The following is a 26,397-nucleotide window of genomic DNA, read 5'->3' on the forward strand; positions in this document are numbered from 1 at the left end:
TGCATGATACTAAATTTATTATATATCTTTGTAATGTAAAATAACAAACCATACAAGCTATTAATTAAAAAATAATAATCATGAAAACTCAAATTCTCATTGCAGCTCTATTCTTCAGCGGACTTGTTGCCGCCCAGCAGAAAAAAGATAGTTTGAAAGTAAATGCTATTGAGTCAGTCAATATCAAGAAACAGGTTTTCAAAAAGCAGGGAGACCGTCTTGTTTACGATGTAGCAGCCTCTCCTGTTGCTAAAGGCACTAATACTTTTAATCTTTTGAAACAAACTCCCATGATTTCAAGTATTGATGGTAAAACATTGAAGATTCTCGGAAAATCTGATGCTATTATTTACATCAATAATAAAAAAAGTAATATGGATGCTGAGGCATTGATTGAAATGCTGAAGTCTACTCCATCAGAAGATATCCAGAAAATTGAAGTGATTACAGTTCCCGGAAGTGAGTTTCAGGTAGAATCTAAGGAAGGGGTTATTAATATTGTAATGAAGAAGAACAAAAGTAATGGCTACAATGGAACTTTGAAAATGCAGAACGAGCAGGCTTATTACAACAACCCTAATGCAGGAGGATCTTTTAACTTCAGACAGGGAAAATGGTCAGGAAATTCTAATTTCAGAATGGGAAGCTGGACGGAAAGACAAAGATATACGCTTTCTAATGGAGATGCAACCTTCAGAAATGAGTCTTACGGTACTAATGATGATCCTAATAAAAACTTCGGTGGTGGATTTAATGTTGATTATGAGATCAACAAAAAACAGAGTCTGGGACTTTCTTATAATATGAGATATAATAAAAGTTTCAATTCTATTCTGGATATGACGAACTGGCAAAACGGAAAACTATCCGACAGAACAGTGAATCATGAAGATGCCCAAACAAGAAATCACTCTTTCAATTTAAATTATGAAATAAAGACAGATTCTATAGGCAGTAAACTAACTTCTAATGTTTCTTATTTATGGTTTAACAGAGACAAGGTAAGCTTTAATGAAAGTATTCCTTTAGGTCTTGATCCTTCAAGTGAAATGTATAAAAAAAATTACTCTGCTTTACAACAATCTGTACCACAAATCATCAACAATTATGCAGCTAACATAGACTTTCTTAAAAAAACGACAAAAGGAGCAACCTGGTTAATGGGAGTAAGCTATAATTACACCAATACAGATAATGATACCAGACAGGATAAATTGATAGGTGATGAATTTGTAATGGATACTAAACAAACTAATCATTTTATTTACAAGGAAAATATTTTAGGAATCTATCTTAACTATGAAAGAAAGCTGACTGAAAAGTTATCCGGAAAGATTGGAGCCCGCTATGAAATGACAAGAAGTACCGGAGATATAATTGGAAAAACAGGATTTGAAAGAAATTATAATAACCTGCTTCCTTATCTGAATTTAAACTATGCTATCAATTCGGATCACAATTTAAGTTACACTTTCTCCAGCAGAATCAGAAGGCCGAGATTCTGGGAACTGAACCCATCCAGAACGTATTTTACTCCTACCAACTATACTCAGAATAATCCGTTTGTGCTTGCTGCTAAATTCTATAATCAGGAGCTGAATTATATGTACAAAAATGCATTCTATTTTAATCTGAGCTATACTATGGTAGACGATGCGGCAGCTTCTGACTTACTTCCTCTACAGGGAATTTTAACGACTCCCCAAAAGGATGAAAATGGTAATTACATATACGATGCAGCGGGTAATATGCTTATGGACAAAATAAGATTCCTGAGATACATCAGAACCAATTATGGGAAGAACAGAGAAATAGGTTTAACACTTGGGATGAACAAATCCTGGTTTAAAGATATCTGGACAACTAACTATTCTGTAAATCTCGCATACAATACTTATACAGGCGGAGTATGGCAAGATCCCACTTCTCAACTGGGTCCATATGAATCTGAAGAACTGGAACCTTATATCGTAGATGTTAAAAACTATAATATGTCTGCAACCCTTAACAATATCATTCGTCTTTCTTCTAAAAAAGACTGGTTTCTAGGAGTTAATTATTATTTCGGAAGCAAAGTAGCCATGGAAGGCGGAACAATAGGGGTAAGACAAAGCTTTGATATCAGTGTGAAGAAAATTATTGGTGACTGGACCATCGTTGCAGAAGGTAATGATATTTTTAATCAGAGCTTCTACAGAGTTAATGGTGTACAGCCTAATGGAAAATATAATAATATCACCAACTTCAGTTATCCTCGATTAATAAGCATTGGAGTAACCTACAATTTCGGAAATCAGAAACTGAAAAAAGCAAGGGAAATGAAATCAGCGAATGATGCTGTAAAATCAAGAACCTAATCTATAAAAACGTCTCTCTCTTAACCACTCTAAAAAAACAAACATGAAACGTATACTTTTGTCAATAGCTGTCATCTTCGGCACCTGTGCATTTGCTCAGGAAAAGAAATCTGACTCTACAAAGACTAAAAATATAGAAGGTGTTACCATCACCAAACAGGTTTTCAAAAAACAAAGTGACCGTCTGGTATATGATGTTGCATCTTCTCCCATAGCGAAAGGAAATACAACGTTCGACATTCTGAAACAAACTCCCTTATTGTCTTCAACGGATGATAAAACCTTAAAGATTGCAGGAAAGAACAATGTATTAATCTATATCAATGGACGAAAATCCAATATGGATGCAGAATCATTGGCTCAGTTCCTAAAAAATACGCCGGCAGAAAACATTCAAAAAATTGAAGTGATTACGGTCCCGGGAAGCGAATATCAGGTGGAATCTTCTGATGGGATTATCAACATCGTTTTAAAGAAAAAAATGAGCGATGGCCTTAACGGAAATATGAGATTCTCTAATACCCAAGGTAAATATAATGGCAGCCAGGCAAGCTTTTCGGCTAATTACAGAAAAGATAAACTAGGAATAAGCGCCAGCCTTAGTGGTGGTGAGAATATTGAAGCCCAAACCTACACGCTGAAAAACAGTAGTGACAGTTCATCCAATGAATCTACCGGTGATATTGATGATCCAAATAAAAACATTGGCGGCTATCTGAATATAGACTATCAATTAAATGATAAGAGCAACTTAGCATTATCTTGGAATACATGGGCCAATAAAAGTTATAATTCTACGGTCAATCTCTTCAATACGATTATTGCTCCCCAAAAAGAACCAAAATATACCTGGTCTAAAAACAAAGAGGATGCAAGAAGTTACAATAACTCACTGAACTTAAATTATGAATTAAAAACAGATTCTTTAGGGAGTAAATTGAATGTAAATGCATCTTATCTTAACTATAAAAAATTTCAGTATATCAATAATATGACGTACAACTCTAATATCAATAGAGAGGTATTAGGAAAGAGTACACAATTGATACAGGATCTGCCACAGGTCATCAATAATTTCTCCGGAATGGTAGATTACATTCAGAAATTTAAGAATGATCTGACTATTTCTGTGGGTGGGAATTATAATAAAACAAAAACAGACAACGATACTAAAAACGACACATTTGTTTTTGGACCACCACCAGTATTTGATCCTAAACCTAATCATTTTGTTTATGATGAAAATATTTATGGCTTTTACATTACTGCTGAGAAGAAGTTCTCGGATAAATTCTCAGGAAAGCTGGGAGCTAGATATGAAATTACCAACAGCATAGGAACATCAGATAATCCACCTTCAGATGCAGAAGCTCTTAAAAGAATTGAAAGAAACTACAATAATTTCCTTCCTTATCTAAGCCTTAACTATGCGATTAATGATAAGAATAATATTTCCTATTCATTTTCAAGCAGAATGAGAAGGCCTAGTTTTTGGGAATTAAATCCAGTAAGAAATAAACTGACTGATGATAATTATACTCAAAACAACCCTTTTGTAAAAGCTGCATCCAATTATAATCAGGAGTTGATGTATATGTATAAGAACTCCTATTTTGTAGTTTTAAATCATTCTTATATTAAAGATGCTATCACTCAGGTTCCTTTGCAGGGATATCCTAAACATCCTAACGATGTTGTCGAAAAAAATCTTGCTTTACGGTATATCAGAACCAATTTTGGGGATAAACAGGAAATGTCTGCCATGGTTGGAATTCAAAAAACATTTTTCAAGCAGTATTGGACAACCAACTTCAGTATTGGCGTTCAGCATAACAGAAATAATGGAAGCCTGGATATAGATCCTACTACAGGAGACCGCTTCGTAGATCAGAAAGGTAATCCTTTAACCTACGTCAATAATATCAATTCTACCAGTATTTTGATTCAAACCAATAATACCATTCGTCTTGATAAGGCTAAAACGTGGTTCCTTGGGGTTAACTTCTTTTACATAGACAAGCAACAGATAGAGCTGGGTATGTTACGAGGTTTATCAAGTTTAGATCTCAGCATCAAGAAAAACTGGAACGATTGGACGTTTGCCCTGAATGTAAATGATGTTTTAAGAACCAATATTGTAGTAATTGATGATTATCAAGCCAACGGAAATTATAACTATGTCCACCAGAATCAGTACCGAAGAGACTTAACTGTGAGTCTTACTTACAATTTCGGGAATAAAAAGCTGAAAAAAGTAAGGGACATTGAAGGGGCTTCAGATTCTATCAAGAGCAGAACCAGATAAAACTATCTTTCTTCATATTCAATCAAATTATTTTGTACAGAAACCTGTTGATTCTTCAGCAGGTTTTTTATCTTTAATTGTATGAAAAAGAAATTCGTATTTATCATCTGTTTTATCTCTCTGTTATTAACTGCCTGTAAAGAAGACAAGATTAGTCTTGGAAATAATATCAGCTTTAATAAAGAGGAAAATCTTCATTATGGAAATAATGCGGAACAGGTTATGGATCTTTATATTCCCAATAAAAAATCATCTAAAAAAAAGGAAGTCTTTATTATGATTCACGGTGGCGGCTGGCGTGGTGGAAATAAATCTCAGCTTACCTTTTTTACGCTTTCTATGATGCAAAGATTTCCGGACCATATTTTTGTCAATATGAATTATAGGCTGGCTTCTGCTACCCAATATGCTATTCCCGATCAAACAGATGATATTAAAAGTGTCATTGCATTTCTGAAAAAGAAACTCAACTATAAGCCTGAGGTGATTCTTATGGGAAACAGTGCCGGCGGACATTTATCCATGCTTTATGCTTATCATTTTGATACTGATAAAAACGTAAAAGCAGTGATCAATATTGTAGGTCCTGCTGATCTTTCAGATGAAGGTTTTAAGAGTTATGAAGAATATTCTTTTGTAGAAAAACACTTAGTTGATGATAAAACATTGCCTGTAAAAACCTCAGCAGTTAATTTTGCAAGTCCTGTACACTGGATTAACACCACTTCTTCCCCCACTCTTTCTTACTATGGAAAAACAGACCGTGTGGTTCCTTTAAGTCAAAACAAAATTTTGGATTCTGTTTTGAGTAAAAATAATGTTGTTCATGAGTCTTATGAATTTAACGGTGGGCATTTGGATTGGGATAAACAACCTAACAATACTTTTCTTATGGATAAGATTGAAGACTTTCTTAAAAAGACAGACAAAAAATAACACGTTCTGAGGGTTCAAAACGTGCTATCCTTTTATATTTTTTAATTTGATTTACTCAGATTTTGCGACTGCTGTTCTTACTGAAACCCCATTGGAATTGAACGCTTCAATCTGGAAGTAGTAAGCATCTGTTCTGTCTGCACCTGTAAAGAAATATTCATTTTTTCCATATACCATAATGCTTCCGTACATTTTATCGGGAGATTTCCCCCAGTAGATTACATAGCCATCTGCCTCAGGATGCTGCTGCCATTTCATCCAAATACTTCTTCTTTCCCCATATTTTTTTGGATCAGCTCTTAAAGGCACAAAACCTTCTACCTTGGCAGGCTGCTTTCCTGCTCCTTTACCAAATACTCTGAAACCACTTAATGCAAATTTTCCCGTAGGCATTTTCAGGTTTTCCATTTTAAGAAAACGGGCTTTTGCGGGCTGCTCAAGTTCAACATAATCATGAGGAACATCTTTTGTGTTTTTGCTTTTATCCACAATCACATTCCATTTCTTACCATCATTGGAGCCATAGATTTTATATTGATGCATTTTCCCTAGGGTTTTTCCCATGAACTCAGCATCCTGATCCGCATAATTAATTTGAATGGCATTGATTGTAGAAGCTTCACCAAGATCAGTCTGGAACCATTCTCCGGAATTTCCGGTTTTAGCACTCCAATAGGTCTTGATGTCTTCATCTACAGCATAATTGGGCTGATAACTTCCTAAAGTAGATGAAACCTGAACCGGTTTATTATAATTCAGCAACATCCACCCTGCAAAAAGACCCTTTGTAAAATCTTTCCCTTGTGCATACTGTGGAAGATAAGTTGGATAATCACCATAAGCAGTGTTACAATACATCACATCATCTTTATCAAAACCTGCCGGCCAAATCCCCAGTCTTCTTTCAAAATTATTTTTGGTAGAAATAAAGATGGTGGAAATGTGCCACCAGTTTTTATAATTGTCTTCAAAAGTGGCTCCGTGCCCAGCTCCTCTTGCAAAACCTCCAGGTTTATAAGAAAATGGGTTATGCTGTTGATATTCGAAGCCTTCCAAAGGATTTTTGCTTACATATACTCCATCGGAATATCCACTGAATTCTGTTGCCGGAGCACCATATTGCATATAATATTTTCCGTTATGTTTCGTCATCCACGCTCCTTCTACAAAAGGCTGAAGAAAAACATTGTCATTATATTCCCCGAAACGCTCCCATCCGTGATCTTCAGGTTTCAGTTTAAGAATAGGTTTAACGAAGCCTTCAGACTGAAGATTTTTCACTTTCACTTCTGTTCCCAGCAATGGCCACTCATTACTTGAGCCCCAATATAGGTATAATTTATTTTTATCTTCATCATAATGGAATGCGGGATCCCATGCTCCTACTTTCAAAGTATCTACTGCAATTTTCCAGTCATCTTTAGTGGGATTTGTACTTTTCCAGATCGGAAAATCCTGTTCCCAGGTAGAGCCATACACATAGAGTGTATCTTTCATTGCCCATACTGCCGGAGCATTAAGATCATGAATGTATTTATTATCTCTGAGAAATTTTCTTTTTACAAACTTCCAGTCCAGCATATCATCACTGTACCAATATCCTTCTTGATTGGTGGAAAAAAGAAACAGCTTATTCTGAAAATTGACGATTACCGGATCTGCTGTGGCGCGGTGTTTCCCCTGTTTTGAAAATACTTCAAAAGGAGTATACCCATAATCTATGTTGATCGGATTACAAAATGTTTTCTGCTGAGCTCCCACAATGATTCCAAGAAAAATTGCTAATGACAGAAGATATTGTCTCATTTTTAGATTTTAAAGATAATGACAAAGTTAACTAACTTTTTTGGGTTTTCTTCACATAAGACCATCCAGAAGATAGAGCGTAAGCTATGGCACAACTGTCAGACATAAAAAAACCGTTGTAAAATTTATATACAACGGTTTATCTGGTTATGATTTAATTTATATACAAGCTATTCGGGAGCATCTTCCAAAGCTATTCATACATTCAGGCCACTTGCAGCCACCTCCGTCAATTGGAATACTACCTCCTTCAATTTTTTTTAATACTTCTCTGTTTAGCTTTTTTGCATTAGATTTAATTTGATTTTTCATAATAAGATTTTTAGTTGATTTGACACTGTACCCAACTGTAAGACAATTACTTCAGTTGGATTTTTATAAAACTAGTAATAATTAATGAAACCTCCAAGAATTATTCTCTCTTCAATGAAAAAAATGATTAGGATTCTTTTTGTTTCTTCCAGATAAAACCATCCAGAAGATAATGAGTAAGCTGTGGAACGACTAATAGAGGAACCAAAAATTGAAGCAGATTTTCGGAAACTGCAAAATCTAATGAAAAGTGCTCATTCCACACGAGAGTTTCCCACAGGAATTCTTCCAGTAAAGCTAGCCCTAAAATGATTCCTACAAATAAAAAGATCCCTGAAAATGATTTAAAAATCTGCATCCAGTTTAGCTGCTGCTGATCTTTCTGTTTAATCTCACGGATATAGATCAGAGCAATATAGGGGATACCATGAGACACTACGTTCAGAAAAGTAAAAAGAAGATCGTTGTTAAAGTATATGATTCCAAAATACCAGGAAAGAAAAGTTCCTACAATGAGTGCTACTTTAGGAATGTTGATGGTTTTAGTCTTTATAGCTCCTACTATTGTTTTGATGATCCAAACTGTTACAATCAGAATATACAGAACCGTAAGACCTCCAATATAATTAGGTACATTTTTAAGCCAGGTAAATTCATTATCCACAAACCAGGTAAAGGCACGTGGGGTCTGAAACCAATATAACATTGGAAAAATGGTAGCCGCATACACTGCAACCTCATCTATTTTCTTACTCCAGTTATCCGGTTCAAAACGAGCGTAGATTCTCATAAAACCGTACTGTTGACGGATAAAATGAAAAACTGCAATCAGCGCCAGTACAGACCAGAATGTCAAACTTCCCAACTGAAACAAAGCAACTCCTAAACACCAGCTTATGATAGGAATCCCAAAATACAGCAGCTTTCTTCTCTGTACTTCAGCTTTTACAAAATAGGTTTTAAACAAAGTGGAATAGACATGCGCTACATCTACAAAAACGATCAGGAAAAGCCATGTATAAAAGGAATAATGGTTTTCCAATCCCTGAATTTGTTTCTGAAAAAGAAAAATAATCAGCAATACCAAAAAAGGTGGGGATAAAATAAACCACCAGTCTGTTTTTGCACTATGTATCCAAGGTTGTTTCATTAATGGATATTTATTATATCATCTTGTCAGTTCTAACAATTATAGCATTTCTTTGGCTGTTCTAATTCCCTGATAAAAAGCTTCTTCAAAAATAGAAATTCCTGAGAGATCAGAATGGGCAAAAAATACTTTCCCACCAATAGGTTCTTTTGCTTCTTTTGCACGGTCTCCAAAAATCTGATCCGGAACGGGAGCAATCATTGCATGCCCTATTTTATGAAACTCCATTTCAAGGATAAAATCTTCAATCAAAGGATGAGCTTTCTTCAGATCCTCTAAAACTAAACTTTTAAGTTCAGCTTCTTTCATGGAATACAGTTTCTTTCTTGCCTTTTTACAATCATTTGTAGAGAAGCTTTTATAGTAAGTAATTACTTTTTCTCCCATAATTTGGTTGATATTCTGATGCTGGTCAAAAATATATCCTAAACCGGATGATCCATAAATTACATTATCCCAAGCAAGCTCTTCATCGCCCCCGAATTCATTTTTCAGAGTAATGGTTGTTAATAACCAGGGAACATAATGAAATGAGGAAGCCTTTCGGTTGCTAAAAATTCTTTCATTGACAAACTTTGGCGTGGCAAACAAAACTTTATCTGCAATGATTTTTCTGGTCTTCTTGTGAGCATTGTCAAAACTTAAAATTTCAACCTTATCAGTAACTTTAATATTAAAAACTAAATTATTAGTTAATAATTTTTCCTTCGTATACTTTGAAAGATAACAAGTTAGCTTAGCATTTCCTTCCGGCCATGTGAATACCTGATCCTTATATTTTTTACTCCAGTTGTTTTTTCTGCCTGAAAAATAATGAATTCCAGCCCAGGCAGAAACGTAATCAATTCCTAACCCGTAATCGTCTCTGCAGGAATAATCCAATAGCCAAAGAAGTTCTTCAGACTTAAAATTATGTTGTTGTAACCAATCTTTAAAAATAATTTTCTCAAGGTTTCGAACCTCATCTTCCCTGCTGGAATCATGAACAGGAATTGCAAACCAATAGTTTCCCCGAGCATCTTTCTTTTGACGGAAATCATCCATCATTTTAAAAAATCTATCAAGCTCTTTCTGTACTTCTGTTGAAATTCCTTTTTGGGGAACAATATCGTTCTGCCATGAGTTTTTATAAAACAGCCTTTCCTGTTGTGGAAAAGTCATCTGATACTCATCCAAAATAGGTTCTCCGTTTTCCTCCGTTCCCTGGCAGATACCACACTCTGTAAGAAATTCGATGATCTCTGTATTTTCTTTATTGGGCAAAGGCAGATAATGGGCTCCCAGTGGAAATTTTGAAAATTTATTCTGCCCATTAGAGGAATTTCCACCTAAATGATCTTCCATTTCCAACAAAAGATAATCATTCTCATCATGCTGACTGAAAAACCTGCAAGCCGAAAGCCCGGAGATTCCGCCCCCTACCACAAGATACTTAGTGTGGATAACTTCAGAAAATTGTGGAAAATCTTTTGCCCATAATTGGTGCCCCAGCACATGGTTCGTTCCCGTTATTTTCAATAGCAGAGATTTGACCTTCCTTCCGCAATATTGCAGAAAAGGGAGCATCAATCCTCCCAACACTATTGTTTTCAGGAAATCTTTTCTACTGAACTTTCCCCCACTCTTCATCGAAATAACGGACTAATATCTGGTTATCCAGACGGTTAACTTCTACTTCATTTACTTTCATATCTTTGCTGAAATATGATATTTTTGAAAAATCATAATCATAATATTTCAAGTTGGAAAGCCTTCTATAGGTCTTATTATTCACAGGCTCAAAGGAAGCCATGGAAAATCCCCATTCTCCAAATGACGGAACATAGGTATGATATGCTGAAGTAAAAGGAAAAATCTGGTTAAGGGTTTTCTCGATGCACCAGAAAGACTTCGGCGCAAAATAAGGAGAAGTGGTTTGTACTACAATTTTGGTATCCGGGGTAGTGAGTCTTTCAAGTTCTTTATAAAATTGCAGAGAATACAGTTTTCCTAAGCTGTAATTGGACGGATCCGGAAAGTCTATAATGATGACATCAAATTTCTTTTTGTTTTCCTTTACCCAGATGTAAGCATCTTTGTTGATAACTTCCACTTTTGGATTGGACAAAGCACTTTGATTTAGTCTTCGCATGGTTTCATTGGTTTTGAAGAAATCTGTCATTTCTCCATCCAGATCAACAAGCTGAATCTTTTTCACTTCTTTATATTTTAGGACTTCGCGCACTGCAAAACCATCACCACCGCCTAAGATCAATACATTATCAATATTTTTAGCCATTGACATTGCCGGATGTACCAATGCTTCATGATAACGATATTCATCGGTTGATGAAAACTGCAGGTTATTGTTTAAATAAAGCCTGAATTCCCTATTATTTCTTGTTAAAACAATTCTCTGATAAGGAGAACTCTTTGTATAGACAACGTTTTCCCCATAAAGTTTTTCTTCAGAATATGACAAAATCTTATCTGAAAAGACGAAAAGCCCAACCAGCAAAATAAATGCTGCTATTGATTTTATTTTTAGTAAGAAAGGTTTTGATAATTCTTTCTTAAGATAAATGCATAAGAATATAGCAATGGAAATGTTTATCAACCCAAAAAACAACGGGGTTTTTACAATTCCCAACTGCGGAATTAAAACCAAAGGGAAAAGAATAGAGGCCAGTAAAGCCCCAATATAATCAAAGGCGAATACATTTGAAACTAAGTCTTTAAACTGAACTTTATCTTTCAAAATATTCATTAAAAGCGGAATTTCCACGCCTACCAAACATCCTGTGAAGAAAACAAAAAGATAAAGCACACTTTCAAAATGCGCCAGTGTATTAAATAAAACAAATAATACCACTGAGCTTACCCCGCCAACAACTCCAACCAGAATTTCGATTTCTACGAATTTATCAATAAGGTTTCCCTTAATGAATTTAGCCAGATAGGAACCTACTCCCATAGAAAACAGGTAAACTCCAATAATAAAGGAAAACTGCTTTACAGAGTCTCCTAAAAGATAACTTGCCAATGCTCCCGCCACCAGTTCATAGATCAATCCACATGTCGCAATGACAAATACAGAAAATAATAAAAGCAGCTCAAGAGGGATCCTCTTCTTATCCATGAATTGCCGCGCTTATAATCATTGAAATTCCGATAATAAATGCTCCGAATACAATAGCCAACGCTATATTTTTATTTTGAGCAATCTCATGCCATGTCTTTTCTGGAGTAAGCTTTTCAATAATGAAATAGCATACGAGCAGAATAGCGATTCCTAAAAATGAGTAAAGAACCGAGTTTAATATTGGTAAGAAATTGATATTGTCCATAGTTTTTAATTTTTATTTGTGATAGTATCTGTAAAATCCTGTTCTGGAATGGCTTTTTGTAGTTCCGTCACGATATTTTTCTGTTTTTACACAATCGCAGAATTGATTTCCTGTAAATGTAAGATAAACAAACAACCCCATAAAAAATCCTCCGATCGCCACTAACAGCAAGTTGCTTTTGATATAATTGATTATTGTTTCCATGGTTTAATTGCTTGAATAAGGTGAGTTAGAACTATTACTCCATTTTCCTGATTCGAAAGTACGTTTCATCCAATAGCTCAATACTGTAAATAGGATGAGACAAACCAGGACAATCCCAAAATTCCAGAAGGAAACCGGCAGCCAGGTGGCTGTAATATTTACGGCTGGGTTTTTCTCAAAATTGACAGGATCACCATACTCCTGAGTCATATTGAGAAGTATAGAATCTAATTTTCCAGTCTCTTTTATAGTATTCTGAAGGCCGGTCCTCAATATGATTTCACTTGTTAAAACTTCCAGGTCATTATAGGTCCTGATTGTTTGATCTTTATCATTTTTGAGCGAGAAACCTCCTTCATTATTTTTAAGAATTGAAAAATCTGCATTCTGAGGTCTATAGCCCAATTTAAAGGGATCTGTAGTTCCGCCTTCTTTTTCTGCCGAGATCAGAAAATGATAAGTTCCTGCAGGAATTCCACATAAGTTGAAATCTTCTGACTGACTTCCTTCGCTCCAGCTTTCTCCGTCTTCATATCCGGAATACTTTTCAATATCCTTAGAAGCATAAATCACTTCGTTGGTTTTCTCATTCACAAGACTGAGCCCAACACTCGCCCAGGAGTTATCCACATCAGAAAATGCATGTACTTTTAATGGTGCAGAACCGCCTGAAAGAGTAAAACTTTTACTCACCACTTCTTTATCCGTAACATCGGCAAAATTGATGTTCTGCTCAAAGACCGTCTGATTACTTCTTGAGGTTACCACATACAACTGCAAAGCACATATCAATAAGGCCGTAATTGCCATAATATTGGTACATTGCTTAACATTATAATAAAATGGCTGAACAATTCCGGTTCCGGAGCGGTAAGGCATATCTGTAACGCCAAATGCTTTTTTAATTTCAGACCTTGAAATATGATTTCCTTTGAAAAACTGCACTGATTTCCCATATTCCTCACGGGAGATCATTTCAGTTCCATTTACATATTCTTTGTAAGTAGCCAGTCCAAACTGTAGTTTATCTTCAAAAAAACCGGTAGCGGCATACACTGTACAAGGGGTAGTTTCATACCATCTGTAATTCTTGCCATTTGCTTCAGCATAATATTTGAATTCTTTAAAAGCAAAATCTACGGGACGAAGAAAAACCCAATGCCCATCACTTTCACTAAGGTATACATTGTTTCCGGCCTTGTCTTTTAATGAATATTCTCGCCAAAAGGTATCTAAGCCGTATTTCTTAATAACAATATTAATCACCCAGTACTCTGTTCCATAAAGAACTCCTTTACCGCCAACTTCCAAAGCAACGTTTTCCACAGGTTTTTTAACAATCTTTCTTTGGGTAGACTGTCCTACGGTAATAAGATTTTTACAATGGCTGCAAATAAACTCTTCAATGGTAAAATCTATAGCCATTTCATTGTTGTTAGTCCGGCAAAGAGGACAAATGTGATCCATTTTTATCTGTAAATTTTGTGTTTCTGAATGGTATTAGCTTTAAAATATTGAACAACCTCATCTGCAATCTGCTCTACTTTGGCGGTATTATCCTGAGTATAATTACAAAGAAAAACATCGAAGGTAAGCTGTTTAAATTCCGGCCATGTATGAATACAGAGATGGGATTCTTTAAGGCACACTGCCGAAGTGAAACTATGATTCTCAAAAACGTGATTGGTAATTCCTACAATCTCTACTTCTTTGGTTTTCAGAATACTTTCTGTGAAGGCAAGAAAACCTGTGCTGTCTAATAACAAATCTTCTGACTCTGTTTCCAAAGTCAGAAGAATATGTAAACCTTTATTTGATAATGGGTTCAATTAATTTTTTCGTAAATATATTATTTTTTTGGAAGAAAAACTTCTGCAAGCATACATCTTGCGCTTCCACCTCCGTTTACTTCAATAGTGTTTAAATCGGAATAAATAATTCCACAATACTTTTCAATAGCAGCTACCTGTTCCGGGTTTAAAGATTGGTAGGCAGTCTGGCTCATCACAAGGAATTTTTCTCCTTCTTTATTCTGAACCTGAAGCATATTTCCTGCAAACTGCTGCATCTGCTCTTCTGAAATTTCAACAATTTCTTTTCCTGAATTTTTGATGGTTTCAATCACCTTTTCTCTTTCCAGTTCATCATCAATACAATCAAGGCAAATCACTACGAATTTATCTGCCACACACATCATAACATTGGTGTGATAAATAGGAAGTCTTTCTGTACCTACAGTCTGATAAGAATGAAAAACTACCGGCGTAAAACCATATTTTGCACAGAATTCTCTGAATAAGCTTTCATCTAATCTCAAAGAAACAGAACCATAAGCAATTTTATTGTCGTGATCGAAGATCATACTTCCTGTTCCTTCAAGGAAATGGCCTTGGGTTTCAGGAAATGACCAGTCATCAATTTCAGCAATATCAAATCCCTGACCTTTGATGTTTTCAAGAATATCATCTCTTCTTTCCACTCTTCTGTTGGAAGCGAACATCGGATATAAAACCACTTTTCCGTCTTTGTGGAAACTTACCCAGTTATTAGGGAAAATGGAATCCGGTGTATGAGGATCCAGTGTATCTTTTATGGTAATAACATTGATTCCTTTTTCTCTCAGCTTCCCAACAAAAGTATTGAACTCTGCCAAAGCTTTTGACTGAATATCTGAACCTGTCTGTTCTATCTGAAAGTAATTGTTTTTCGCAGTTTCTGCGTTATAACCGAATGCAATCGGTTCTATCATTAATACTGTATCTGTTGTTTGCATGATTTTTTGAATTAAAAAATTAAAAGATTGAAAGATTATCTCCCACTCTAAAACTCTCCTACACTATAACTCTACAACTCAATTACTCTCTTACAAGTGGCATTGTAGAACATCTTAATAGACCTCCCATTTTAGAAATTTCCCTGTAAGGAATTTCTTCTACAGTCATTCCCCATTCATTTCTTAAATGGTTATTCATTCTTGTAAATGCTTTGTCGGAGACTACAACATCGGGAGAAATAGAGAAAATATTCGGGAACATTTCAAACATTTCTTCATCATTGATGTGGAAACAGTTTTCTTCTCCGAAAATATCGATGATAAGACGATAATCGCTTTCGTCTACGAATCCGTTTTTGTAGATGATACATTTGTCTTCTCCTATCGGGTTGAAAGTACAATCTAAATGTAGAATCCCTTCAAAAGGAATTTTATCATTCTTTTTTAATTCAAGGTCGATGATTCTTTTCTTAGGAAAATATTCTTTTAAAATCTCGATGGCATATTCGTTGGTTCTTGCCGTTTTATAGTTTCTGTAATCTTCGCTGAAGCAGGTTCCGATGAAAATAAAATCATTCCATACGATCACATCTCCACCTTCGATATGAGCTGTTTCCGGAAGGTTTATAATTTTTCTCCAAGCTACTTTTTCAAAAACACTTTTGTATGCTTCCTGTTCGTCAGCTCTGTCTGCAATTACGTTGGAAATAATCATCTTATCATCAATTACAAAGGCAACGTCTCTTGAAAAAACCTGATTGTAATCTTGAATAATGCTTGGACGAAGTACTTCAACGTCATACTTTTTTAACACCGCTTCAAAAGCGTTCATTTCATTAATGATATCCTCTTCTTTAGGATAAATGTTGTGTTCGATTGAGTAATATGACTTAGCGTCATAACTTTCCTCTAGTGTGGGAACAGCTCCCAGTGAATTAGGCTGGCCTAGAACTACTGATCTCAGCCTACCCGTTTCGTTTTTAATGTTTAGTCTCATAAAGATTTATGCAATACTACAAATATAAGTAAAGGTCTCTATCTAGAAAATTTTTGGATTATTTTATGTCTGAAATTCGCCCTTCACAGACTCCTTCTTTTAGCGAAATTCTCCCCCTATCCAACAAACCGCAGTGTAAAGCATACAAAAACATCTACAACCTACTACATTTCATCTACATAAGAACGAAAAAAAAGATTTTTTTTACAATTCAATATCCTACATTAGTGATATAATTTTCGCGGAATTATAATTCAAAAACTTTACTATTAACATCAAAACAAACAAAGTCATGAACAAGAAAAATCCTGTGCTGAAAAACGCACGAAAATTAGAAAGAGACCAACAAAAATTTATTATCGGAGGTGAATTCACCGGTCCCAGAAAATGCTGTGAATGGAATGATGTAACAGGATTATGCATGCTCTGGATATGCAACAAATGTGGCTGTCCATAAAATATTGAGAAAGCCGTTTCATGAATTTTGAGACGGCTTTTTTAATGAGCCTACATCCAATTATATGTACAAGGGTTTTTGTAACAGTAACTTTCAATTTCACCTTTCTGAGTCGTACTCTATCCTCTTTATTTTATGATAAAAAATTGTTGAAATTCTATTTAATACAATACAACTTGTTTAATTTCACATACATAATAATAAAAAATTCTTTTTTAAACAAAATAAAGTCATATATTAGTGATATAATTTATCGTTAAATTATATTGTTTAAAACTTAACTATCAACATCAAAAAATCAAAATCATGAACAAGAAAAATCCTGTGCTAAAAAACGCACAAAAATTAGGAAGAGAGCAACAGAAATCAGTAGTAGGTGGAATAGGAATCTCAGCAGGCAAAAGATGCTGTGAATGGGATCCGTCAGGAAAATGCACGCTCTACACTTGTGATAGATGTCAATGCCCATAAAAAATCAAAACTTAACTATCTATTAACATCAAAAATAACAAAATCATGAACAAGAAAAATCCTGTGCTGAAAAATGCACAAAAATTAGGAAGAGAGCAACAAAAATCGGTAATCGGTGGAATAAACAGAGAAAGATACTGCTGCGAGTGGAATGAAGATGGCAGCTGCAGAATCTGGACATGTGGTAACTGCGTTTGCCCATAAGAATATTAAACCTGCTTTTAAAAAGCAGGTTTTCTTTTATCTGGCTCTGTTTTCTTCTTCTGTTTTCTGCATTTCTTTTACTTGATATTTCGAACTTCCAAAATTATAGCTTAATGCAAGAACCAGACGGCTGCTGTCCCACCAATGGGTAAATCGGTTATTCATAATCTGTTTATGGCGGAATTCTAAATGCTGATCGTAGGAATCAAAGATATTATTATAGCCTATTTTTGTATTGAGCTTATTATCAAACCATGATTTCTGAACAGACACATCTACTGTATACCTCGGTTTTATGATGTAAAGGCTATTTCCTGTTCTGGATTCATAATTGGCAAAAACATTCATCGTAACTCCTTTTGGCAACGAAAATGAGTGGTTCATTCTTACTTCGTAATTATAAATGTTAAGAGCGAAAACCTCATCCAGATAAGGTCTTAATTCATAGTTATAATATCCTGTGATCTGGGTCGTCATATTCCACCATTTTGTCATTTTCACAGGAAAACTCGTTTCAAGAATGGCAAAATTCCTGTAGGGAAGATTGGTTCCAAGGTATTCTAATACATTCGTCTCCGGATTGTACAGCGGATAACGAGTCATTACATCTTTTTCTTTTCCAACCGTCAAGCTCATCACCCAGCTTTTATAACGATAAGCTGCTTTAATCTGACTGGTAAAGGAAGGTTGCAGATAAGGATTTCCTATCCAGTAATTCAAAGGACTGAAATAAAACCGAAAGGGATTAAGTTGAGAGAAAACGGGTCTTGTTATTTTCCTGCTGTAAGAAAGGGAAAACTCACTGGATTTATTAAAAGTATAATTGAGACTTAAAGAAGGTAACCATTCAAGATAATTTCTCGAAACAACAGAGTTCACAGTAATGGCATCTGAAATACTTCGCGTGTTTTCAACCCTTAATCCCGCATTGATCTGAAACTTTTCAAACTTTTGTCTGTATGCCAGATAACCTGCTATTATATTTTCTTTGTAAGTGAAAACATTGCTTCTTGTAGGATCAAAAATAAACTGATTGTTTACAGATAAAGTATCATATCTGATATTATTATTAGTAACCGAATTACTGTACTTAAAGCCTGCTTCTATATCTGCATTTCCTATTTTCTGAGAAGCATCTATCTGCCCTGCATAAATATCAATCTTATTAAACATATCAGATTTCCAGTAGGACAATACTTCAGAAGAAGATTTATCTTTATTGATAAAATGATCCTGCTGCATGTTTTTCACAGAGAGATAGTTTCCCAAAATATTAAGCTTAAATCCTTTATTCAGAAAGGAATAATCAGCTGTTACTCCATAATTATCCTGATTGTAATGTATTGGGTTTTCACTGATTGTATTAAAGATTGTTTGAGATTCATTCTTAGCAACAGCATAGAGAGATCCGTTTCGGAGGCGGTCATTCGTCCTGAAATTACCTCTTAGATTGAAGCCCAGCCTGTTTTTATCATTTAATTTAAAATCGGCTCCTGCCTGAATGCTATAAACTTTCCCCTGATCTTCCTGATAAGTATGAGTTCTCATGATATTGGTATTGGCCAAATGCTGCAAAGCATTATATCGATACGTTGAAATCCCATCATTAAGTCCTGCCTGAACATTGTAAGTTGCTTTTCCTGTATTGTAAGAAATATTGAATGTATTTTCCCTGTAGCTGAATTTATTGGCATATATATTTCCATTGTAACTGCCTTTCAAACCTAGATTTACATTCTTTTTTAATCTTATTTCAATAATCCCTTTAAATTCTGCATCATATTTTGAAGAAGGATTGGTATTCACTTCTATAGATTCTACCATTTCTGGGGATAACGATCTTAAATAGGCCTGCAACTCCTGATTACTCATAACCATTTGTTTTCCGTCAATGAAAATAGCCGGAGTAGTTCTTCCACCAATAAAAATTCCGTCTTCCTGATCCACAGAAACACCTGGAGTTTTTCTCAGAACATCGAGAAGATGGGTTGAAGTTTTAAAATCTTTATTTCCGGAAACGGCCATTACCAAGTTTCCATCATTGAGCTTTATTTTTCGTGAAGCAGACTGAAGAACTACTTCAGAAATAGATGTTGTAGGCGTTTTAATCTCTGCAAGTGAATCTGCCTCTTTCCTTTTTGCAATATCCTGAGCTTTTCCCAAGAAAGATAAGAATAGCAGCAATAACAAGAGCCATAATTTGACAATCATAATTTTTAATTTTATGAAGTCAAAAGTATTGGCTTATCCTAAAAATAAGGTTTTGAAATATAAATTCCGCAGTACGAAATTATAAATTTGAACTCTGAAACCTTGGCTCAGTAAGGATTTGTGACTGCTTGTATAAAAGTGGTGTTGTATTTTTTATTTTTTTGAATGTTGAAAAGAAAGTGGATTTAGAATTAAATCCTACTTCATAACCAATCTCTTCAATTTTCAAATAGGAACCATTTTCTATTTTTTCACAGGCTTCATTAATCCTGTACTCATTGATGTAAATGGAAAAACTTTTTCCTAAATTATCATTCAACAGTTGGGAAAGCTGATGAGCAGACATATTCATTCGGGAAGCAAGATCACTTAATTTAAGATTGGCATTTTTATAGAGTTCTTCAGTCTCCATGAGTCTTTCTAATCTGGAAACAAAATTATCTGCCTGCTCTTCTGAAATCTTTTTATTAGAATACCTGTTATTGGTTTCTTTTACAGCAACCTGATGATATTTTTTATTGAATAAAATTAAAAAGTTAGCATACAGAACGAACGAAAAAACCAAACTTCCTCCCGCACAGTAGACCTGTATCCAACCTGTAGAAATCAGCTGATAGGTCAAAAATATAATAACATTACTCAACAGAACCGGAAGAACAAATTTATTGTGACTTACAATCTTCTGTTTTGAAAAAATATAGTATTGATACACCGTAATAAATACAAATACCGACCAAGCAGTATAGATAAAAGTTCCAAAATAATTTTCCCAGGTAACCGGAAAAAATAAATATAGTAATCCGACAGCTCCCAAAATAAGCGTCAGGATTCCGAATACTTTCCTACAATTCCTCACATCAAATTGGTTCTGTTGAAAGGAAGATCTTATGTAATAATATAAAGCTGGTCCTGTAAAAAACAATGCTGATAACCCCAAATGTGGAATAATCCTTGGCAGGTCAGGATAGAAATACATACATACTGAAATCCCAACTCTTGTACTTAACATCAATAAAAGAAGTCCTAAGAAAAAATCCGGCAAGTATTTCAGCTTTTTGATAAACAACAGGTAAATCCCCAGCAAGAGCCCATTGAAAGCTCCTACAGCACTAAAGAAAAATAACAGCTGTTGTCCAAAGGTCATGATTTACTAATTTTTATTTTTTTATATTCTGCAAGAGTAAATTTAATCATTTATTGAATTCGATTTCAACAAGATAAATATTTTTTTATTGTTATTTTAAATTTTGGTTAAAACCACCCCTATTGAATAGCAAATATATTTTTTTCAATCAGAAAACAAAAAAACCCAAAGCAAGCTTTGGGTTTTGATATGATAGAAGCAAATATTATCTGCTTGCGATATCGATGTAGTTTCTTTCCTGAGCACCTTGGTAAACCTGTCTTGGTCTTCCGATTGGGTCTCCTTTCAATCTCATTTCTTTCCACTGAGAAATCCATCCTGGAAGTCTTCCTAATGCAAACATTACTGTAAACATTTCTGTAGGAATTCCTAACGCTCTGTAGATGATACCTGAATAGAAGTCTACGTTTGGATATAGTTTTCTTTCAATGAAGTATTCATCTTCAAGAGCTACTCTTTCTAACTGCATTGCAATGTCAAGAGCTTTATCCTGGATTCCTAATGATGTAAGGATATCATCAGCAGCTTTCTTGATAATTTTCGCTCTTGGGTCGAAGTTTTTGTAAACTCTGTGTCCAAATCCCATTAGACGGAAGCTATCATTTTTATCTTTCGCTTTAGCAACATATTTAGATACGTCACCACCATCTTTTTCGATAAGCTCAAGCATTTCGATTACAGCCTGGTTTGCACCACCATGAAGTGGTCCCCAAAGTGCAGATACTCCAGCAGAGATAGAAGCGAAAAGACCTGTGTGAGCAGAACCTACCATTCTTACTGTAGAAGTAGAACAGTTTTGCTCGTGGTCAGCATGAAGGATTAATAATTTATCTAAAGCATTTACAACTACCGGATCCATTTCGAAATCAGCATTTGGTAATCTGAATGCCATTTTATAGAAGTTTTCTACGTAGCTTAGGTTGTTATCTCCGTGGTTTAATGGTAAACCTTGAGTTTTTCTGTACGTCCAAGCACAAAGGTGAGAGAACTTAGCGATCATAAGCTCAGCAGCGTGATCCATTTCTTCTTTAGAGTTTACATTAACTGCCTTCGGGTTGAAAGCTGTTAAAGCAGAAGTCATAGAAGATAAAACTCCCATAGGGTGAGCAGAACGAGGAAAAACATCAATGATTTTTTTCATTTCGTCTGCGATGAAGTTATATTTTTTAATGTTGTTGTCGAAAGAAGTAAATTGATCCTGAGTAGGTAATTCTCCATGTAATAAAAGATACATTACTTCTGTGAAGTTAGATTTTTCAGCAATTTGCTCAATTGGATAACCTCTGTAGAATAATTCTCCTTTATCTCCGTCTAAGTAAGTGATGTCGCTAATAGTAGCTCCTGTATTTTTGTAACCTAAATCCAGAGTGATTAAACCTGTCTGGTCTCTTAATTTCGAAATATCAATCCCTCTGTCTCCGATAGTACTATCCACGATTGGATATTCATAAGAATTACCGTCGTAATTCAATATTACTTTGTTGTCTGACATTATTTATTTATTTTTTTTAAATATACCACTTTCCATAAAATACGGCAAACAAAAATTATCGCTTGCCGTTATTTATAAATTCAATTATCTTTTAATTTTAAATGCTTCTAAACCTGGGAAAATTGCAGTTTCACCTAGAGCTTCTTCAATTCTTAACAACTGGTTGTATTTTGCCATTCTGTCTGATCTTGAAGCTGAACCTGTTTTAATTTGACCACAGTTCATAGCTACTGCTAAATCAGCGATGGTAGAATCTTCAGTTTCTCCAGATCTGTGAGACATTACTGAAGTGAATTTGTTGTTCTGAGCCATCTGTACAGCTGCCATTGTTTCAGAAAGAGAACCAATCTGGTTTACTTTTACAAGGATTGAGTTAGCAATTCCTTCTTTTACTCCTCTTGATAATCTATCAACATTAGTTACAAATAAATCATCACCTACTAGCTGTACTCTGTCCCCGATTTTATCAGTTAACATTTTCCATCCTTCCCAGTCATCTTCCTGCATACCATCTTCGATAGAGATGATAGGATATTTAGCTGCTAATTCAGCAAGGTAAGAAACCTGCTCTTCTCTTGATCTGTGAGCTCCTTTATCTCCTTCGAACTTTCTGTAATCGTAAGTTCCGTCTTTATAGAATTCTGAAGCAGCACAGTCTAATGCCAACATAATATCGTCACCAGGCTTATATCCTGCTTTTTCGATCGCCTGAAGTAAGGTATCCAAAGCATCTTCAGTTCCGTTGAAAGTTGGAGCAAAACCTCCTTCATCTCCTACTGCTGTAGAAAGACCTCTTCCTTTAAGGATTGATTTCAGGTTATGGAAAATTTCTGTTCCTTTTCTCAATGCGTGAGAGAAAGAATCAGCTTTTACCGGCATAATCATAAATTCCTGGAATGCAATAGGAGCATCAGAGTGAGATCCACCGTTGATTACATTCATCATTGGAACAGGAAGTGTATTTGCATTTACACCACCTACATATTTGTATAGAGGCATTCCCAGTTCTGCAGCGGCAGCTCTTGCTACTGCTAAAGAAACACCAAGGATTGCATTAGCTCCTAAATTTCCTTTGTTAGGGGTACCGTCAAGCTCAATCATGATCTGATCGATATAGTTTTGTTCAAAAACCGGCTGTCCAACTAAATTCTCTGCAATTACTTCTTTTACATTTTCAACAGCTTTCAAAACTCCCTTTCCTTGGTATTCTGAACCTCCGTCACGTAGTTCTACGGCTTCATGTTCTCCTGTAGATGCTCCTGAAGGAACAGCTGCACGACCCATAGCACCGTTTTCTGTAAATACATCCACTTCAATGGTAGGATTACCTCTAGAATCTAAAATCTGTCTTGCTTCTATGTAAGAAATTGCACTCATTTTTTATTTTTTTTAGTTTAGACAAATTTAATCAAAATTTAACTTTTAGGGGTATTTCGGTGGATCTTTTTGAAATAAATCGAAGTTAAATTTTAGTTAATTTATATTATGATAAACCGAGGAATTACATTGTCTTAAATCAGAAAATTAATGAGTACGATTTTCACTAAAAAAACTCTCCAGATCTTATCATACTGGAGAGTCATTTGTGTTTTACCTTTTCAAATAATCTAAAGAATATCAATAAAGAATTCTCGCCCAAATATAAGTTTCATTATTCCCTCCTGGAATACGTGTTATTTCCTGTATGGTGAATGTTTTATTTTCTTTTAAAACATCTATAATTATCCCTTTCATCCAATCATCTTCTTTTTTTTCAGGGTGATTATCTCTAATATTTGCATCTGTATTTACTGAATATTTGCTCTGCATATTTAAATCATACTTATCATTAACTTTTAATTCATTAATAATAGATTCCTGAACAAGAGAATTTCTATCAACGGTACATATATAAAGCCATTTTTCATTCTTAATATTTTTGATCTCTGTTTTATCTGTATATTTATTTTCTAGCTCTTCACTGATCTTTTTTAAGTTAATCTGCTTACCATTTACAGGAACAGTATTTAATTTTTGTTTTACTTTATCACAGTCTTCACCATTACAGTCTGAAACTATTTCTTTTGCTTTTAAAAGTTTATTAAGGCTCAACTGATATATTGCTGCTCCTATAATATCCTTTTCATTAGGCTTTGTATCATTTACTGGTTTTTTAAAAATATTTGTAGCCACACTATCGAGCCTTATAAGACTATTTACAGAAGAATTATCTTGTATAAATTTGGAATAATTAACCAATCTTTCTTTATTATTACGAATACGAGTGACTTCCAAATTATATAACTCTTTAGAAGCATCTTTCAAATTCTTTATCACTTCTCTTTTCCATTCTTCTTCCTCATCAAGTTTTGCATTTTCAATACTCTTCTTCAACAAATCTATTTTTTCAATATTTGCATACACTGAAGATTCCAAGTTACTTCTATATTTATCTAAGACAGGGATGATTTGTGGAGCAAATGTAATTTCACCTTCAGCATCTCCATCTTTCATTGTCTTGATAAAAGTTAATACAGCCTTAAAATCAGCGAATGTAGAAATATCAAAATTATTATTTTCAGGAAGTGGAACCCTCGACTGAAGTCCGGTAATTCCAATCGTTTTAATAGAAATATCTACTTTCTTTTTATTACTTTCAACATCCATTGCCAATTGCGCCAATGATCCAATCCCATTTCCTTTAAATATAATATTGGAATCATGAATCGTAAATTCAGCACGAATTCCCACTGCATAACGTATCGTAGGAAGTTTATAGCACATAATATCTTTATACTGAAGATAATCTATGACTAAATAGCTTAATTTTTTAGATGCAGAAACGTTTGCGATTCCAAAAGCATTCAAAGCAGCTCTATTATTGCTGGTAAAAAAATATTGCTTGAACTGAAAACCAGCATCTAAATCTTTTAGTTTACTAGGTTCTATGAAAATACAGTTAATAAATCCTTTTTTCAATAATTCTTCTTTTGCTGACACTCCATTTTCAAGTATTTTCCCCATTAAAGAAATAGCATTGTTTTGATCTCTAGTACTCAGTCCAAAAAGAATATTTTTCACCGCATCATACTCATTAACTGCCTGTGAGTAATAATAATCGTCAGCATAGATTACATCATTTTCCATAACAGCTTTATTTTTTGTAAAGCTGTTATCGTAAGCGCTACAAGAATTTAATAATATTATTAAAATCAGAAGAAAAATTTGAGTTTTCATGGCTATTGGTTTTATTAACTCAAAGTTCCTTCTAAAAAATACATCTGTCAATTACACAAAAGGGTGATTGTAAAAACAAAAAGCATCATTAGAAATGGTGCTATTCATAAAAAGTCAGAGAAAACTATAATTTTACTTCAAAGGTCAGGCTGGTTCCTGAGTTTGTAGAAAGGATATTACACTCCCCTTCTACTTCATTCATTCTTCTTTTCATATTTCGAAGTCCGTTTCCTTGTGATTGATTATCAGGAATACCTATCCCGTTATCTTGAATAGTTATTAAGAGCTTATTTTCGTTTTGGGAGAATGAAAGTTTTAAAGCATTTGCCTGACTGTGTTTGTATACATTATTAACCGCTTCTTTTAAGCATAAAAAAAGGTTACGTCTCAGCTCAGTAGAAATTGGAGTATCAGAAATAATACCTTCACATTCTGAATGAAGGATCACTTTTGTTTTCTTTAAAAAGTTTCCAGTGTATAATATAGCATAATCAACAAAGCTTCCCAATGTATCATTTCCCGAATTTAGGCTCCAAAGCATTTCTCGCATAGAAGTATTCATTTCTTCAGACGTTTTAAGAAGTTCATCTATATCGCACTGTAAATCGTCATCAGTAGCTTTTTGTTTCAGGAATTCTGCCTGAAGTTTAAGAGCTGAAATACCTGCCCCAAGATCATCATGCATATCATGAGAAATGCGTTCACGCTCCTGTTCTATGACTTTTTGTTTTTCGAGCTCTTTCTGGAGAAGCTGGTTTTGGTGTTCTGCTTCTTTGAGTTGTTGTTCTTGTAAAAAAAGCAATCTTTTTTTATTAAACAGATAAGTTATAAAAGCCAGACTTATAACTATAAAAACAATAATAATACTTATTAAAAGTATAGTAAGTTTAATCTTGTCTGGCATAACTATTTTTTTTCCATTTAAAATAAGCACAAGTGTATAATATAATACTAATATAATTTCCTGCAATAAAAAGAATCTTACTAAAGCTTAGAATACTTTTGTTGGAATCATTAAAATAATACATGGGAACTG

The 26,397-nt window shown here is 34.5% G+C and carries 21 protein-coding genes; 4 read left to right on the forward strand and 17 right to left on the reverse strand.

Annotation, left to right across the window (positions count from 1 at the left end; all coding sequences use genetic code 11):
- Window positions 1–80 precede the first annotated feature (80 nt).
- The 3 genes from BLS98_RS05770 to BLS98_RS05780 all read left to right on the forward strand — a co-directional run bounded on the left by BLS98_RS05770 (window position 81) and on the right by BLS98_RS05780 (window position 5,598).
- A complete protein-coding gene (locus tag BLS98_RS05770; protein WP_089734551.1) occupies window positions 81–2,357 on the forward strand; it encodes an outer membrane beta-barrel family protein in 2,277 nt (758 codons plus the stop codon).
- A gap of 43 nt (window positions 2,358–2,400) precedes the next feature.
- The gene (locus BLS98_RS05775; RefSeq protein WP_089734553.1) at window positions 2,401–4,662 is read left to right on the forward strand and encodes a TonB-dependent receptor domain-containing protein; all 2,262 of its coding nucleotides are present in this window, start codon (window positions 2,401–2,403) and stop codon (window positions 4,660–4,662) included.
- Between the two features lie 81 nt (window positions 4,663–4,743).
- Window positions 4,744–5,598, forward strand: a complete 855-nt coding sequence (locus BLS98_RS05780) for an alpha/beta hydrolase (RefSeq protein ID WP_089734555.1) — start codon at window positions 4,744–4,746, stop codon at window positions 5,596–5,598.
- A gap of 51 nt (window positions 5,599–5,649) precedes the next feature.
- Here BLS98_RS05780 and BLS98_RS05785 read toward each other — a convergent pair whose 3' ends face one another.
- The 11 genes from BLS98_RS05785 to BLS98_RS05830 all read right to left on the reverse strand — a co-directional run bounded on the left by BLS98_RS05785 (window position 5,650) and on the right by BLS98_RS05830 (window position 16,166).
- Window positions 5,650–7,404 (reverse strand): discoidin domain-containing protein, encoded by a 1,755-nt coding sequence (locus BLS98_RS05785; RefSeq protein ID WP_089734557.1) that lies wholly within the window; start codon window positions 7,402–7,404, stop codon window positions 5,650–5,652.
- 159 nt (window positions 7,405–7,563) lie between these two features.
- Window positions 7,564–7,716: a hypothetical protein gene (locus BLS98_RS23210; protein ID WP_167356177.1), complete on the reverse strand. Its 153-nt coding sequence runs from the start codon at window positions 7,714–7,716 to the stop codon at window positions 7,564–7,566.
- A gap of 127 nt (window positions 7,717–7,843) precedes the next feature.
- Window positions 7,844–8,866, reverse strand: a complete 1,023-nt coding sequence (locus tag BLS98_RS05790) for a hypothetical protein (protein WP_089734559.1) — start codon at window positions 8,864–8,866, stop codon at window positions 7,844–7,846.
- Between the two features lie 39 nt (window positions 8,867–8,905).
- Window positions 8,906–10,384 carry an NAD(P)/FAD-dependent oxidoreductase gene (locus tag BLS98_RS05795; RefSeq protein WP_228425453.1) on the reverse strand — a complete coding sequence of 493 codons (1,479 nt, stop codon included), beginning with the start codon at window positions 10,382–10,384 and terminating at the stop codon, window positions 8,906–8,908.
- 85 nt (window positions 10,385–10,469) lie between these two features.
- Entirely contained in the window at window positions 10,470–11,984 is a 1,515-nt protein-coding gene (locus BLS98_RS05800) for a polyamine aminopropyltransferase (protein WP_089734563.1), read from the reverse strand.
- Window positions 11,977–12,192, reverse strand: a complete 216-nt coding sequence (locus tag BLS98_RS05805) for a DUF350 domain-containing protein (RefSeq protein WP_045491052.1) — start codon at window positions 12,190–12,192, stop codon at window positions 11,977–11,979. Before BLS98_RS05805 ends, BLS98_RS05800 begins: the two co-directional genes overlap by 8 nt.
- 12 nt (window positions 12,193–12,204) lie before the next feature.
- Window positions 12,205–12,396, reverse strand: coding sequence for a hypothetical protein (locus BLS98_RS05810; protein WP_228425455.1), 192 nt, complete (start codon window positions 12,394–12,396; stop codon window positions 12,205–12,207).
- 3 nt (window positions 12,397–12,399) lie between these two features.
- The gene (locus BLS98_RS05815) at window positions 12,400–13,821 is read right to left on the reverse strand and encodes a DUF4178 domain-containing protein (RefSeq protein ID WP_228425457.1); all 1,422 of its coding nucleotides are present in this window, start codon (window positions 13,819–13,821) and stop codon (window positions 12,400–12,402) included.
- A gap of 44 nt (window positions 13,822–13,865) precedes the next feature.
- Window positions 13,866–14,225 (reverse strand): S-adenosylmethionine decarboxylase family protein, encoded by a 360-nt coding sequence (locus tag BLS98_RS05820; RefSeq protein WP_089734567.1) that lies wholly within the window; start codon window positions 14,223–14,225, stop codon window positions 13,866–13,868.
- A gap of 20 nt (window positions 14,226–14,245) precedes the next feature.
- Complete coding sequence (ctlX, locus tag BLS98_RS05825) at window positions 14,246–15,169, reverse strand: citrulline utilization hydrolase CtlX (protein ID WP_089734569.1); 924 nt, start codon at window positions 15,167–15,169, stop codon at window positions 14,246–14,248.
- A gap of 82 nt (window positions 15,170–15,251) precedes the next feature.
- On the reverse strand, window positions 15,252–16,166 hold the full coding sequence (locus tag BLS98_RS05830) for a dimethylarginine dimethylaminohydrolase family protein (protein ID WP_089734571.1): 915 nt from the start codon (window positions 16,164–16,166) through the stop codon (window positions 15,252–15,254).
- Between the two features lie 973 nt (window positions 16,167–17,139).
- Here BLS98_RS05830 and BLS98_RS23215 point away from each other — a divergent pair.
- Window positions 17,140–17,298, forward strand: a complete 159-nt coding sequence (locus BLS98_RS23215) for a hypothetical protein (RefSeq protein WP_164464413.1) — start codon at window positions 17,140–17,142, stop codon at window positions 17,296–17,298.
- 36 nt (window positions 17,299–17,334) lie between these two features.
- Here BLS98_RS23215 and BLS98_RS05835 read toward each other — a convergent pair whose 3' ends face one another.
- The 6 genes from BLS98_RS05835 to BLS98_RS05860 form a co-directional block, all read right to left on the reverse strand.
- Window positions 17,335–19,509 carry a TonB-dependent receptor domain-containing protein gene (locus tag BLS98_RS05835; protein WP_089734573.1) on the reverse strand — a complete coding sequence of 725 codons (2,175 nt, stop codon included), beginning with the start codon at window positions 19,507–19,509 and terminating at the stop codon, window positions 17,335–17,337.
- Between the two features lie 79 nt (window positions 19,510–19,588).
- Entirely contained in the window at window positions 19,589–20,653 is a 1,065-nt protein-coding gene (locus BLS98_RS05840) for a helix-turn-helix domain-containing protein (RefSeq protein WP_089734575.1), read from the reverse strand.
- Between the two features lie 205 nt (window positions 20,654–20,858).
- Window positions 20,859–22,145, reverse strand: coding sequence for a citrate synthase (locus BLS98_RS05845; RefSeq protein WP_089734577.1), 1,287 nt, complete (start codon window positions 22,143–22,145; stop codon window positions 20,859–20,861).
- An 84-nt stretch (window positions 22,146–22,229) separates the two neighbouring features.
- Window positions 22,230–23,522, reverse strand: a complete 1,293-nt coding sequence (gene eno / locus BLS98_RS05850) for a phosphopyruvate hydratase (RefSeq protein WP_045491082.1) — start codon at window positions 23,520–23,522, stop codon at window positions 22,230–22,232.
- A 240-nt stretch (window positions 23,523–23,762) separates the two neighbouring features.
- A complete protein-coding gene (locus BLS98_RS05855; protein ID WP_089734579.1) occupies window positions 23,763–25,361 on the reverse strand; it encodes a hypothetical protein in 1,599 nt (532 codons plus the stop codon).
- 124 nt (window positions 25,362–25,485) lie between these two features.
- Window positions 25,486–26,331, reverse strand: coding sequence for a sensor histidine kinase (locus BLS98_RS05860; protein WP_228425459.1), 846 nt, complete (start codon window positions 26,329–26,331; stop codon window positions 25,486–25,488).
- Between the last annotated feature and the right edge of the window lie 66 nt (window positions 26,332–26,397).

The sequence above is a fragment of the Chryseobacterium jejuense genome, from assembly GCF_900100075.1.
GTDB classification, from domain to species: Bacteria; Bacteroidota; Bacteroidia; order Flavobacteriales; family Weeksellaceae; genus Chryseobacterium; species Chryseobacterium jejuense.

Coding starts and splice junctions, on each gene's coding strand:
- BLS98_RS05770 (WP_089734551.1), top strand. CDS start 81: ATGAAAACTCAAATTCTCATTGCAGCTCTATTCTTCAGCGGACTTGTT.
- BLS98_RS05775 (WP_089734553.1), top strand. CDS start 2,401: ATGAAACGTATACTTTTGTCAATAGCTGTCATCTTCGGCACCTGTGCA.
- BLS98_RS05780 (WP_089734555.1), top strand. CDS start 4,744: ATGAAAAAGAAATTCGTATTTATCATCTGTTTTATCTCTCTGTTATTA.
- BLS98_RS05785 (WP_089734557.1), bottom strand. CDS start 7,404: ATGAGACAATATCTTCTGTCATTAGCAATTTTTCTTGGAATCATTGTG.
- BLS98_RS23210 (WP_167356177.1), bottom strand. CDS start 7,716: ATGAAAAATCAAATTAAATCTAATGCAAAAAAGCTAAACAGAGAAGTA.
- BLS98_RS05790 (WP_089734559.1), bottom strand. CDS start 8,866: ATGAAACAACCTTGGATACATAGTGCAAAAACAGACTGGTGGTTTATT.
- BLS98_RS05800 (WP_089734563.1), bottom strand. CDS start 11,984: ATGGATAAGAAGAGGATCCCTCTTGAGCTGCTTTTATTATTTTCTGTA.
- BLS98_RS05805 (WP_045491052.1), bottom strand. CDS start 12,192: ATGGACAATATCAATTTCTTACCAATATTAAACTCGGTTCTTTACTCA.
- BLS98_RS05810 (WP_228425455.1), bottom strand. CDS start 12,396: ATGGAAACAATAATCAATTATATCAAAAGCAACTTGCTGTTAGTGGCG.
- BLS98_RS05815 (WP_228425457.1), bottom strand. CDS start 13,821: ATGGCTATAGATTTTACCATTGAAGAGTTTATTTGCAGCCATTGTAAA.
- ctlX (WP_089734569.1), bottom strand. CDS start 15,169: ATGCAAACAACAGATACAGTATTAATGATAGAACCGATTGCATTCGGT.
- BLS98_RS05830 (WP_089734571.1), bottom strand. CDS start 16,166: ATGAGACTAAACATTAAAAACGAAACGGGTAGGCTGAGATCAGTAGTT.
- BLS98_RS23215 (WP_164464413.1), top strand. CDS start 17,140: ATGAACAAGAAAAATCCTGTGCTGAAAAATGCACAAAAATTAGGAAGA.
- BLS98_RS05835 (WP_089734573.1), bottom strand. CDS start 19,509: ATGATTGTCAAATTATGGCTCTTGTTATTGCTGCTATTCTTATCTTTC.
- BLS98_RS05840 (WP_089734575.1), bottom strand. CDS start 20,653: ATGACCTTTGGACAACAGCTGTTATTTTTCTTTAGTGCTGTAGGAGCT.
- BLS98_RS05845 (WP_089734577.1), bottom strand. CDS start 22,145: ATGTCAGACAACAAAGTAATATTGAATTACGACGGTAATTCTTATGAA.
- eno (WP_045491082.1), bottom strand. CDS start 23,522: ATGAGTGCAATTTCTTACATAGAAGCAAGACAGATTTTAGATTCTAGA.
- BLS98_RS05855 (WP_089734579.1), bottom strand. CDS start 25,361: ATGAAAACTCAAATTTTTCTTCTGATTTTAATAATATTATTAAATTCT.